Origin of the sequence: Amycolatopsis sp. NBC_01286 (assembly GCF_035982555.1) — a bacterium.
Taxonomy (GTDB): domain Bacteria; phylum Actinomycetota; class Actinomycetes; order Mycobacteriales; family Pseudonocardiaceae; genus Amycolatopsis.
In genome coordinates, this window is sequence record NZ_CP108428.1 from 7,784,225 (window position 1) to 7,796,650 (window position 12,426).

At 74.2% G+C, this 12,426-nt stretch carries 5 protein-coding genes and 1 pseudogene (1 of these 6 running past the window's edge); 2 read left to right on the plus strand and 4 right to left on the minus strand.

Features of this window, described 5'->3' with window-relative positions; all coding sequences use genetic code 11:
• Positions 1-3,499, minus strand: partial view of an SDR family NAD(P)-dependent oxidoreductase gene (locus OG570_RS36050; RefSeq protein WP_326953355.1) — the beginning only. It extends 24,098 nt beyond the left edge of the window; the window shows 3,499 of its 27,597 coding nt (coding positions 1-3,499); it begins with the start codon at positions 3,497-3,499; the stop codon falls past the left edge of the window.
• 256 nt (positions 3,500-3,755) lie between these two features.
• Between OG570_RS36050 and OG570_RS36055 the strand changes: the two genes are divergently transcribed.
• Positions 3,756-4,565 (plus strand): DUF2306 domain-containing protein, encoded by an 810-nt coding sequence (locus OG570_RS36055; protein WP_326953356.1) that lies wholly within the window; start codon positions 3,756-3,758, stop codon positions 4,563-4,565.
• Between the two features lie 76 nt (positions 4,566-4,641).
• On the opposite strand, the gene OG570_RS36060 is transcribed toward OG570_RS36055, so the two are convergent.
• Positions 4,642-5,547 (minus strand): NADP-dependent oxidoreductase, encoded by a 906-nt coding sequence (locus tag OG570_RS36060; protein ID WP_326953357.1) that lies wholly within the window; start codon positions 5,545-5,547, stop codon positions 4,642-4,644.
• A 119-nt stretch (positions 5,548-5,666) separates the two neighbouring features.
• On the opposite strand from OG570_RS36060, the gene OG570_RS36065 reads away from it, so the two are divergent.
• Positions 5,667-6,122, plus strand: a complete 456-nt coding sequence (locus tag OG570_RS36065) for a MarR family winged helix-turn-helix transcriptional regulator (RefSeq protein ID WP_326953358.1) — start codon at positions 5,667-5,669, stop codon at positions 6,120-6,122.
• A 109-nt stretch (positions 6,123-6,231) separates the two neighbouring features.
• Here OG570_RS36065 and OG570_RS48450 read toward each other — a convergent pair whose 3' ends face one another.
• Positions 6,232-9,363 (minus strand): type I polyketide synthase, encoded by a 3,132-nt coding sequence (locus OG570_RS48450; RefSeq protein ID WP_442788345.1) that lies wholly within the window; start codon positions 9,361-9,363, stop codon positions 6,232-6,234.
• Positions 9,364-9,372: 9 nt separating this feature from the next.
• Positions 9,373-12,423, minus strand: a pseudogene (locus OG570_RS48455) (type I polyketide synthase); the annotation flags it as partial.
• Between the last annotated feature and the right edge of the window lie 3 nt (positions 12,424-12,426).

Here is a 12,426-nt window from a genome sequence, read left to right on the forward strand (position 1 = left end):
CGAAGATGCCGGGCTCGGCCATCACCGTGACGCCACCCGCGATGGCCAGGGACGTCTCGCCGGACAGCACCGACCGGACGGCCAGGTGCAGCGCGACCAGCGACGACGAACACGCCGTGTCCACCGTGACCGCGGGGCCCTCGGTGCCCAGGACGTACGCGAGGCGGCCGGAGACGAGGCTCGGCGAGGTGCCGGTGAGGACGTACCCCTCGGCGTCGCCGGTCGCTTCGGCCAGCTTCGGGCCGTAGTCCTGCGCCGTTGCGCCGACGAAAACGCCGGTCGGCGTGCCGCGCAGGGACAGCGGCGCGATGCCGGAACGCTCAAGGGCTTCCCAGGCGACTTCCAGGACCAGCCGCTGCTGCGGCTCCATGGACTGCGCTTCGCGCGGTGAGATGCCGAACAGACCGGCGTCGAAGCCGGCGACGTCGTCGAGGAACCCGCCGGGACGGCCGGTGTCCAGGACGGCGGCGGGCCAGCCGCGGTCGCCGGGCATGGCCGCGATCGCATCGACCTCGCCGTCGACGAGGCGCCACAGGTCTTCGGGCGAGCGGACGCCGCCGGGGTACCGGCAGCCGATGCCGACCACGACGACCGGGTCGGCCGCGCCGCCGGCCGCCGGAGCGGGGCCGGTGGGCTCGGCGACGAAGCCGGCCAGGTAGCCGGCCAGATCACGGGCCGTCGGGTGGTCGAAGACCTCGGTCGTGGCCAGCGTCCGGCCGGTGGCCGCGCCGACGCGGACCGCGAGGTCGACGTTCATCGCCGAGTCGAAACCCAGTTCGCGGAAGGAGGTGTCGGGGTCGACGCCGCCGGTGACGCCGAGGACCGCGGCGGCCTCGCCGCGCACCAGCCGCAGCAGGTCGCGGCCGGCCGGCGGCGCGGGCGTGGCCCGGGCGGGCTCGGCGGCGTCGAACCAGTGCCGCTCCCGGTCGAACGCGTAGGTCGGCAGGTCCAGCACCGCACCGCCGCCGGTCACGGCGGTCCAGTCGACGTCGAGGCCGTGCACGTACAGCCCGGCCAGAGCGGCGATGACGCCGTGGTCCTCGGGCCGGCCGGACAGCGAGGCCCGCACGGTGACGGGTTCGCCGTGGCCGTCGAGGGACGCGCGGACGAGCGAGGTGAGCGTGCCGTCCGGGCCGAGCTCCAGGAACGCCGTGACGCCTTGGCGCCACAACGTCGTCACGGCGTCGGCGAACCGGACGGTCTCGCGCGCCTGCCGGACCCAGTGGTCCGCCGACTGCAGCTGCGCCGCGCTCAGCGGGCGGCCGGTCACGGTCGAGACGACCGGCAGCACCGGCGGCCGCAGGTCGAGCTGGTCGACGACGCCGCGGTACTCCGCCAGCATCGGGTCCATCAGCGGCGAGTGGAACGCGTGGCTCACCGGCAGCCGCGTCACCTTGCGGCCGTCGGCCTCGAACCGGGCGGCCAGCGCCAGCACCGGCTCCTCGGGCCCGGCGATGACGACGGACGCGGGCCCGTTGATCGCGGCCAGCACGACGTCGCCGGTCAGGTGCGGCTCGACCTCGTCGGCGGCGGCGCGGATCGAGACCATCGCGCCGCCGACAGGCAGCGAGCCCATCAGGCGGCCGCGGGCGGTGACCAGCATGCAGGCGTCGTCCAGCGACAGGACGCCGGCGACGTGCGCGGCGGCCAGCTCGCCGACCGAGTGCCCGGCGACGAACGCCGGGGCGACGCCCCAGGACGCGAACAGCCGGTACAGCGCGACTTCGAACGCGAACAACGCGGGCTGGGTGTGCCCGGTCTCGTCGAGGACCGCGGCGTCGGCCGAGCCCTCCTCGGCGAACAGGACGTCCCGCAGCGGGCGTTCGGTGTCGCAGCGCGCGCAGATCTCGTCGATCGCGTCGGCGAAGACGGGGAACCGCGTGTACAGCTCGCGGCCCATCCCGGGCCGCTGGGCGCCCTGGCCGGGGAACACGACGGCCAGGCGCGGGGCGTCGGCGGCGGTGCCCGCGACGACGTCGGCCGCCGGGTCACCGGCGGCGAGGGCGGCCAGCGCGGCCGGCCGGTCGGCGGCCAGGACGACGGCGCGGTGCGGGAACGCGCTGCGGGTGGTGACGAGCGAGTGCGCGACGTCGAGCGGGGCCGCGTCGAGGGCGGCGAGCCCGGTGGCCTGGCCGCGGAGGCCGCCCGGGGTCCGGGCGGACAGCACCCACGGCACGACCGCGCCCGGACCGTCCACACGGGAGCGTCCGGTCGTCTCGACCCGCTGCGGCGGGGCGGAAAGGACGAGGTGGCAGTTCGTGCCGCCCATGCCGAAGGACGAGACGCCCGCGTAGGCCGTCGCCTCGGGCCACGGCCGGACGTCGGCGGTGACGCGCAGGCGCCACTCGTCGAACCGGATGGCCGGGTTCGGGTGCTCGTGGTTGCGGCTGGGCGGGATCTCGCCGTGGGCCAGGGACAGCGCGACCTTCAGCAGGCCGGCGATGCCCGCCGCGCCTTCGAGGTGGCCGATGTTGGTCTTGACCGAGCCGACCCACAGCGGGTCGTCGCCGGGGCGGCCGGGCGCGAACACCGCGCCGAGCGCGGCCGCTTCCAGGGGGTCGCCGACGCGGGTGCCGGTGCCGTGCAGCTCGACGTAGCGCACCGCGTCCGCCGGGACACCCGCGCGGCGCAGCGCGGCCCGGACGACCGCTTCCTGCGCCTGCGCGCTCGGGGTGGTGAGGGTGTCGCTGAAGCCGTCGTTGTTGACCGCGCCGCCCTCGATGACGCAGTGGATGCGGTCGCCGTCGGCCAGCGCCGCGGCCAGGGGCTTGAGGACGACGAACCCGCCGCCCTCACCGCGGACGTAGCCGTTGGCGCGCTCGTCGAAGGTGTAGCAGCGGCCGTCGGGCGAGAGGCCGCCGAACCGGTCGGCGGCGACGGTGCTCTCGGGCGCGAGGTTGAGCTGGACGCCGCCGGCCAGCGCGAGGTCCGCTTCGCCGCTGCGCAGGGCCTCGCAGGCGAGGTGCACGGCGACGAGCGAGGACGACTGCCCGGTGTCGACGGACATGCTGGGCCCGCGCAGGCCGAACGTGTAGGAGATGCGGTTGGCGACGACGGCGCGGCTCTGGCCGGTGAGCGTGTGGTGCCCGATGGCGGCGGCGCCGCGTTGCTTGAGCAGGGTCGCGTAGTCGTCCGCGCTGGAGCCGACGAAGACGCCGGTCGCGCTGCCTTCGAGGCGGGCCGGGACGATCCGCGCGTCCTCCAGGGCCTCCCAGCCCAGTTCCAGGGCGAGGCGCTGCTGCGGGTCCATCGTCGCGGCTTCCCGCGCCGGCACGCCGAAGAACGCGGCGTCGAACGTGTCCACATCGGACAGAAAACCGCCGCGGCGGGTCTCCGGCGGCACCGAGGCGCGGCGCTCCGGCGGGACGTCGGTGGTGCCGTCGGCGCCTTCGCGCAGCAGCGTCCAGAACGCGCCGGGCCCGTCGGCCGACGGCAGCCGGCAGGCGAGGCCCACGACCGCGACGGCACCTGCACGGGCAACGGCACGCTCGTCAGGCACGTGCTCGGATCGTTCCACCGCGGCGCTCCCAAGGGTTCGGACGGGGTCCGTTCCGGCGTGCGCTGGGGAAGCCGCGGTACGCCGCCGCCCGAACCACCGCCGACACGGAGGTCAGGCAGACTATGCCGCCGGACGGACCCTGTTTTCCCTAGCTGTTGCGGCCGATCCGGGATCGGTGGAGAGCGAACTCTACGGTTTTCCCCACTGTCTTCGCGCCACACTCTTCGCGCCGGTTCCTCCCACGGAAGGCCCACCCATGTCACGCATCGGAACGGCGCTGAGACGCCCCTGGATCGTCCCCTTCTACTTCCTCGCGTTCGGTTTCCTCGCGTTCCGGCTGCCCAACTACGTCGGCCTGGATCCGAGCAAGTCGACGGCGGCGACCCGGCTGGACGTGCCGTTCTACTACCCGCTGCTGGTGGCGCACATCTTCTTCGGCTCGGTCGCGTTCGTGACCGCGGCGATCCAGGTGTGGCCTCGCCTCCGGAACAAGTTCCCGAAGCTGCACCGCGTGTCCGGCCGGATCTACGTCTTCGGCGGCGCGCTGCCGGCCGGGATCGCGATCCTGACGATCACGCCGCTGCTGACCCACGGCCCCGGCCAGAAGGTCGGCAACGCGATCCTCGGGCTGCTGTGGCTGATCACCACGATCACCGGGTTCCGCCGCGCCCGCCAGGGCCGCATCGTGGAGCACCGCGAGTGGATGCTGCGCAGCTTCGCGCTGTGCTTCTCGATCCTGGCGTCGCGCTTCTGGCTCGGCCCGGCGATCCTCTGGCTGGAGCCGGAGGTCTTCACGATGGGCGTCGACGGCCCGGCGGCGGTGCAGGACCAGGTGTCCACGCTGACGTCGTGGGTGCCCTGGGTGGTCAACCTGCTGATCGCGGAGTTCTTCATCAACCGCGCCCGCTACAAGAAGCTGGGCGAGCAGGCCGCGAAGCGCAAGGCGGCCCAGGCGCGCGCGGCCGCGTCGGAGACGGCCGATGTCACCCCCACTGAGGCGACCCTGGTCCCGGACGCGAAGACGCCGCTGCTGGACGCACGGCCGTCACCCGATCCGGTGGCCTGACCCCGAGAACGCGCCTTCCCCGGCGGCGGACGAGCCCGGCACCATCCCCCGGTGCCGGGCTCGTCCGCGTGTCCCGTCAGACGAGGACGACGATCTTCCCCTGCGTGTGGCCGCCTTCGGAGTCCCGGTGCGCGTCGGCGATGTCGTCCAGCGCGTAGGTCGCGGCGAGGTGCGGCGTGTACCCGCCCCGGGCGCCCAGCGCGGCGCCTTCGGCCAGCAGCGCGGAGTTGTTCTCCGAAGACCGGGCCCGGACGCCGAGGTCACCCGCACGGGCCGCGTCGGCGACCGTCACGACGCGGTCCGCGTCACCGGCGATGGCGACGAGGTCGGGCAGCGAGCCGGACGCGGCCGTGTCGAGCACGGCGTCCACCCCGCCGGGGGCGAGTTCGCGGACGCGGTCGGCCAGCCCTTCGCCGTAGGTGGTGGGCAGCGCGCCCAGCTCGCGCAGGTAGTCGTGCTTGCCCGCGCTCGCCGTGCCGATGACGGTGGCGCCACGCGCCACGGCCAGCGCGACGGCGGCACTGCCCACTCCGCCGGCCGCGCCTTCGACCAGCAGCGTGCGGCCGGCCAGGTCGCCGAGCGCGTCGAGCCCGCTGCCGGCGGTGTCGACGGCCAGCCCAGCGCCGGCGGCCTGCGCCAGGGTCCACTGGTCCGGCACGGGCGCCCACGCCGACAGCGTGGCGTACTGCGCGGACGCCCCGAACACACCGCCGAGCCCGAACACCCGGTCACCGACAGTGACACCGGTGACCCCTTCGCCGACCTCGTCCACCACGCCGGCGGCGTCGCGGCCGGGGATCGCCGGGAAGCCGACCTCGAACATCGCGCGGGCCGCCCCCGAGCGCACTTTCCAGTCGACCGGGTTCACACTGGCGGCGGCGACCCGGATCCGGACCTCGCCGGGCCCGGCGTGCGGTTCCGGGACGTCCTCGACGACGAGCACCTCCGCCGGGCCGTAGTCGTGGTAGCGGGCTGCGCGCATGGTGACTCCTTGATCTGCGGATGCTTTCCCTGGAAACTAACTTAGAGTCAGTTACTTTCCATGGCAAGTGTCTCGCAAATCACTTTCCGCGGAAAGTGACTGCGTGTACAGTCACGCCCGTGGAAGCGGATGACAGCTTCGCCCCGGCCGAGGCGGACACCTGGGAGTCGCTGCTGTCCGTGATCCTGTGGCTGCCCGCGGCGCTGGAGGGGCGGCTCAAGCAGGATGGCCTGAGTCACGCCGAATTCCTGATCCTGTGGTGCCTGTCGCAGCACCAGGACCGCACCATGACCTCGCTGGCCGAGATGTCCCGGGTCACGCCGTCGCACCTGTCTCGCATCGCCTCCCGGCTGGAGAAGCAGGGCTGGCTGGTCCGCAAGTCCGACCCGGCCGACACCCGCTACACGATCGCGTCACTGACCCCGGCGGGGTCGCGGAAGTACGACGAGTCGGCACCCGGCTACTACGCGACCCTGCGCGAGCACGTCTTCGGCCTGCTGACCGAGGAACAGCTCGGTCAGCTCGGCGGCATCACCGGGATCGTCGCGCGCTCCCTCGACCCGAGCGCGGACTAGCGCCCGAGCCGGCCCGCGGCCTGGTGAGTCTGCCGCGGCTTGTCGTGAGTGTTTAGGGCGGTTCTAACCGCCCTAAACACTCACGACAAGTCTGGGCGCTGCCAAGCCGTCAGCCGACGTCCGGGAGCCAGGCCCGGACTGCCGCGACCGCCTCCGCGATGTGTTCCTCCACGATCGTGAAGTGGTTGCCCGGGACGTCGGTCACGGTGTCCGCGTGGGCCCAGGCCGAGCGCCACTCGACTTCCGCCTGCTCCGCCACGATCGGCTCCGACGCGCGGACGAGCAGCGTCGGGCACGGCAGCGGGCCCAGGTCCCAGCCCTCCATCAGGTCGAAGCACCACGCCATCGCCGACAGCCCGGCGCTGGTGACCTCGGTGTACTGCTGGTTCCGCTTGTACAGCCCCGTCATCAGGCCGCCGCCCGCGCTGGCGACGAACTGGCTGTCCACCGCGTACGGGTCCAGCAGCGCGACGCCGGCCGGCGGGGTGCCGCGGCGGGTCAGTTCCGTCGCGATCGCGTGCACCAGCAGGCCGCCGGTGGAGACGCCGAGCACCACGAACGGCTCCCCCGCCGCGTACGCGAAGATCGCGTCGGCTTCGGCGGCCACCAACGACGCCCGGTCGGCCGGGAGGGCTTCGCCGTCGGTGAAGCCCGGGATCGGGACCGCCGAGACGTCGTACTGGCCACGGCAGGACGCCGCGAACAGCGAGTACTGTTGCACCCCGGCCATCGCGACCAGCGCGGGGACGCAGATCAGGTGCGGGCCGGGTGCCGCGTCCGGGTCACGCCGGGCCAGGCGCAGCGGGCGGATCGGCCGGGTCAGCTCGTCCGACGTGCGGAACTTCGGGCGCAGGGTCGCCGCGGCGCGGAGGAAGTCGATCGCGTCGGCTTGCTGGCCGTTGTACAGCGCCTGGGTGAACAGGCCGGAGATCGTCTCGTTCGCTTGCGCGGACACGGTTTCCGGCGCGGACGACTCGGCCGGCCGGGAAACCCGGTCCAGCTCGGCGCCCAGGTGGCCGGCCAGCTCGAGCGGGGTCGGGTGGTCGAAGACCACACCGACCTGCAGGATCAGGTCCGTCGCCGCCTGGAGACGGTTGCGCAGGTCCATCGCCGTCAGCGAGTCGAAGCCGAGTTCGGGGAAGCCGCCGTCGATGGCCACCGCGGCCGCGCTCGGGTGCCCGAGCACCGCGGCGGCGAGCGTGCGGACCAGGTCCAGGACAGCCGCGCCACGGTCATCCTCCGCGAGGCCCAGGTACGTCTTGGCGAACGAGCCCGCAGCCTCGGCCGACACCGCCGACCGGCGGGACGGCGGCGGGACCAGCAGCCGCATCATCGGCGGCACCTCGCCCGACGCGCGCATCGCGGCCAGGTCCAGGCGGATCGCGGCGAGCACCGGGTCGGCCGGGCGGGCCATAGCGGCGTCGAACAGGGCGACGCCCTGCTCCCCCGTCAGCTCCAGGGCCCCGCCACGCGCTTGGCGGCGGCGGGCGGCGTCGTCGAGCTGCGCGGCCATCACGCTGTCGGCGCGCACCCAGCTGCCCCAGGCCACCGACGTGCCCGGCAGGCCGAGGCCGCGGCGGTGCCGGGCCAGCGCGTCGAGGAAGCTGTTGGCGGCGGCGTAGTTGCCCTGCCCGGCGGTGCCGGCCAGCCCGGCGAACGACGAGAACAGGACGAACGCCGCCAGGTCGCGGTCGCGGGTCAGGTCGTGCAGGTGCCAGGCCGCGTCGAGCTTCGGCGCGAACACCGTCTCGAGCTTCTTCGGCGTCAGCGAACCGAGGACGCCGTCTTCGAGGGCGCCGGCGGTGTGGACGATCGCCCGGACCGACGGCTCGGCGTCGAGCAAGCGGGCCAGTTCGTCCCGGTTGGACACGTCGCAGGCGCGGTACTCCACCACGGCGTCGAGTTCCGCGGCGAACTCCGCCGCGCCCGGCGCCGAGCCGCCGCTGCGGCTCACGAGCAGCAGCTCGCGGACGCCGTGTTCGACGACCAGGTGCCGCGCGATCGTCCGGGCCAGCGCGCCGGTACCGCCGGTGACGAGGACCTTGCCCGCGTCGCGCCAGACCTCCGTCGGCGAGGCGTCGCCGCGCACGCGGGCCAGGCGGCCGACGTGCGGGACGCCGTCGCGCAGCGCCACCTGGGGCTCGCCCGAGGCGAGCAGGCCGGGCAGCATCGGGAGCAGGTCGCGGATGGACTGGTCGCCGGACTCGTCGAGGTCGACGAGCACGAGCCGGCCCGGGTTCTCGGTCTGCGCGGAGCGCAGCAGGCCCCACGCCGCGGCGGCGGAGAGGTCGGTGTCGCCCGTGGCGCCGCGGGTGACGAAGACGAGCCGGGTGGTGCGCAGCCGGTCCTCCTCGAGGAACGCCTGGACCTGGCCCAGCACCCACTTCGTCAGCAGGTGGGCCGATTCCCGGGGGTCCTCGGGCCGCACGTGCACCAGCGGCACCAGGATCAGCTCGGGTGGCTCCAGGCCGTCGTCGAGAGCGGCGGACAGCGTGCCGAGGCCGAGGAACGTCTCGACCGCGCGGCCGAGGGTGTAGACGGCGCCGGTGAGGCCGAACTCGTCGGCGCCGGCCACGACCCAGCTGCCGTCGGCCAGGCGGCCGGGTTCCGGCGCGGGCACGGCCTGCCACTCCCAGCGGAACAGGCTGTCGCCGAAAGGGGATGCGACGGCGACAGCGTCCGTGGCGGCCGCGCGCAGCAGCAGCGAGCCGACCGACGCGACGGGCTCCCCGGTCGCGTCGGCGAGGTCGATGCGGACGCTGCCGCTGCCGGACGGCACGATCCGGACCCGGGCCCGGGACGCGCCGACCGCGTACAGCTCGACGTCGGTCCACGAGAACGGCAGCCGGCTCTGGCCGCCGTCGCCGGTGAACGACGTCGCGTGCAGCGCGGCGTCGAGCAACGCGGGGTGCAGGGCGCACGCGCCCGCTTCGGCGCGGTTCGCCTCCGGCAGGGCGACTTCGGCGTAGACCTCTTCGCCGAGGCGCCACACCGATTCCAGGCCGCGGAAGAGCGAGCCGTAACCGAAGCCGTTTTCGGCGGCCTGGTCGTAGAAGCCGGTGAGATCGACGCGCTCGGCGCCGGCCGGCGGCCACTCGGCGGGGAACTCCCCCGCCGTCGGCTGCTCGCCGGCGCGCAGGACGCCGTTGGCGTGGCAGGTCCACGGCTCGTCGCCGTCGGTGTCGGGCCGCCCGTAGACGGCGAGGGTGCGGCGGCCGGCCGGGGTCAGCGGACCGAGCACGAGCTGCGTCCGGACGGCCTGACCCGGGGGAACGATCAGGGGCACGGCGAGGGTCAGCTCTTCGACGACCGGGCAGCCGGCCTCGTCACCCGCGCGGATCGCGAGTTCCAGGAACGCGGTGCCGGGCAGCAGGACCGAGCCACCGAAGGTGTGCTCGGCCAGCCACGGGTGCGTCGCCACCGACAGCCGTGAGGTGAAGAGAAAGCCTTCGGTGTCCGGCAACGCCGTCACCGCGCCCATCAACGGGTGGTTCGCCGCGCCGAGGCCCAGCGCGGTGACGTCGCCGGCCGGGAGCAGGCTGGTCTGCGGCCAGATGTTCGTGCGCTGGAAGGGATACGTCGGGAGCGGGACACGGCTGCCGGCAGGCACGTTCCAGTCGACGTCGGCGCCGCGGGCGAACGCGGCTCCGACGGCGACCAGGAACCGGTCCAGGCCGCCGTGGCCGAGCAGGAGCGTGGCCGACGCCGTGGCGCCGGTGCCCGACTCCTCGAGGATCGCCTGCAGCCCGAGGCTCAGCACCGGTTGCGGGCTCACCTCGACGAAGTGCCGGCCGCCGCGCTCCAGGGCGGCGTGGACGCCGGAGTCGAACCGCACCGTGCGTTCCAGGTTGCGGTACCAGTACTCGGCGTCCAGCTCCGGGCCGTCGAGCCACTTTTCGTCGGCGGTGGAGAAGAACGGGATTTCCGACGTCGCAGGGTGCAGCTCGCCGAGGAGGGACACCAGTTCGTCGTGCAGCACGCGCACCTGCGGGCTGTGCGCGGCGAAGTCGATGCCCTCGACGCGCCAGCGCATCATCCCGGCCGCCGAGAGGCGCTTCTCCAAGGTGGTCAGCGCGCCGGGCTCGCCGGCGACGGTCACCGTGCGCGGGCCGTTGACGGCGGCGATCGACAGCGTGCCGTCGAAGTCGCCGAGCAGCGCGCGGACGTCCTCTTCGGACGCCATCACCGACAGCAGGCCGCCGTGGCCGGCGAGCCGGTCGCCGATCAGGCGGCTGCGCAGGGTCACGATGCGCGCGGCTTCGGGCAGCGGCAGGGCGCCGGCGAAGCAAGCGGCGGCGATCTCGCCCTGCGAGTGGCCCAGGACCGCGGCCGGACGGACGCCGTAGGAGCGCCAGAGGTGCGCGAGCGACACCATCACCGAGAACAGGACGGGCTGCACGACGTCGACGCGGTCGACCGAGGGCGCGCCGTCGACGCCGCGCAGGACGTCGAGCAGCGACCAGTCGACGAAGGGGGCGAAGGCTTCGGCGCACTCCTCGATGTGACGCCGGAACACGGGCGCGGTGTCGAGGAGGCTCGCGGCCATCTCCGGCCACTGCGAGCCCTGGCCGGGGAACACGAACACCGGGCCGGGCCCGGCGGTCGCGGCGCCGGTGGCCGCGTACGGCGACGGCACGCCCGCCGCCAGGGCGGACAGGCCTTCGCGCAGGGTGGCGACGCCGGTGCCGGCCACGACGGCGCGGTGGTCGAAGCGGCTGCGGGCCAGCAGGGTGCGGGCGATCGCGGCCGGGGGCTGCCCGGTGTGCTCGTCGAGGTGGGCCAGCAGGCCCGCGGCCTGGGCGGCCAGCGCTTCCGGCGACTTGGCCGACAGCACCCACGGCACGGCGGGCGGTTCGGCGGAAACGGCCGGTGCCTCGGCGGGCGGGGCTTGTTCGAGGACGACGTGGGCGTTGGTGCCGCTGACGCCGAACGACGAGACGGCGGCCCGGCGCGGGGCTCCGGTGCGCGGCCACGGCCGGGACGTCGTCAGCAGCTCGACGTCACCCGCGGCCCAGTCGACGCGCGACGACGGCGTCTCGGCGTGCAGGGTGCGCGGCAGGACGCCGTTGCGCATGGCCAGGATCATCTTCATCACGCCGCCGACGCCGGCGGCGGCCTGGGTGTGCCCGATGTTGGACTTCAGCGAGCCCAGCCACAGCGGGCGGCCTTCGGGCCGGTCCTGGCCGTAGGCCGCGATCAGCGCTTGGGCCTCGATCGGGTCGCCGAGCGACGTACCGGTGCCGTGGGCCTCGACGACGTCCACTTCGGACGGTGAGAGTTTCGCGTCGGCCAGCGCCTGGCGGATCACCCGCTGCTGGGACGGGCCGTTGGGGGCGGTGAGGCCGTTGGACGCGCCGTCGGAGTTCACGGCCGAGCCGCGCAATACGGCCAGGACCTCGTGGCCGTTGCGCCGCGCGTCGGACAGCTTTTCGAGCGCGAGCATGCCGACGCCTTCGGACCAGCCGGTGCCGTCCGCGCCCTCGGCGAACGCGCGTGAGCGGCCTGTCGGCGACAGGGCGCCCTGTCGGCTGTACTCGATGAACACCATCGGCGTCGACATCACGGCGACGCCGCCGGCCAGCGCCAGCGAGCACTCGCCGCGGCGCAGCGCCTGGGCCGCGAGGTGCATGGTGACCAGCGACGACGAGCACGCGGTGTCGACGCTGACGGTCGGGCCCTCGAAGCCGAACGTGTAGGAGATCCGGCCGGAGGCGACGCTGCCGGCGCTGCCGTTGCTCTGGTAGCCCTCGAGGTCTTCGGTGACGCCCTGCAGCGCGATCGCGTAGTCGTTGTACATCACGCCGACGAACACGCCGGTGTCGCTGCCGCGCAGCGTGTGCGGGTCGATCCCGGCGGATTCGCAGGCCTCCCAGGACGTTTCGAGCAGCAGCCGCTGCTGCGGGTCGGTGGCCAGCGCCTCGCGCGGGCTCATCCCGAAGAACGCCGGGTCGAAGCCGCCGGCGCCGTGCAGGAAGCCGCCCTCGGCCGTGGCGGACGTCCCGGGGGCGCCGGGTTCGCCGAGCAGGCCGGCCAGGGGCCAGCCGCGGTCCTCCGGGAAGCCGGAGATCGCGTCGACCCCGCCGTCGACCAGCCGCCACAACGCTTCGGGCGTGTCGACGTCGCCGGGGTAGCGGCAGCTCATGCCGACCACCGCGATGGGTTCACCGCCCGCGGATTCCGCCTCCACCAGCCGCTCGCGCGTGCGGGTCAGGTCGGCGGTCACCCGCCGGAGGTAGTCGAGGAGTTTGGCCTCGCTCATCGAACCATCCGTTCGGTCCGGCTGCGGCGTCTCGGTCGCCACTGG

Bases quoted from the DNA above. Each gene is read 5' to 3' on its own strand.
- OG570_RS36055 (WP_326953356.1), top strand. From the start codon at position 3,756: ATGTCACGCATCGGAACGGCGCTGAGACGCCCCTGGATCGTCCCCTTC.
- OG570_RS36060 (WP_326953357.1), bottom strand. From the start codon at position 5,547: ATGCGCGCAGCCCGCTACCACGACTACGGCCCGGCGGAGGTGCTCGTC.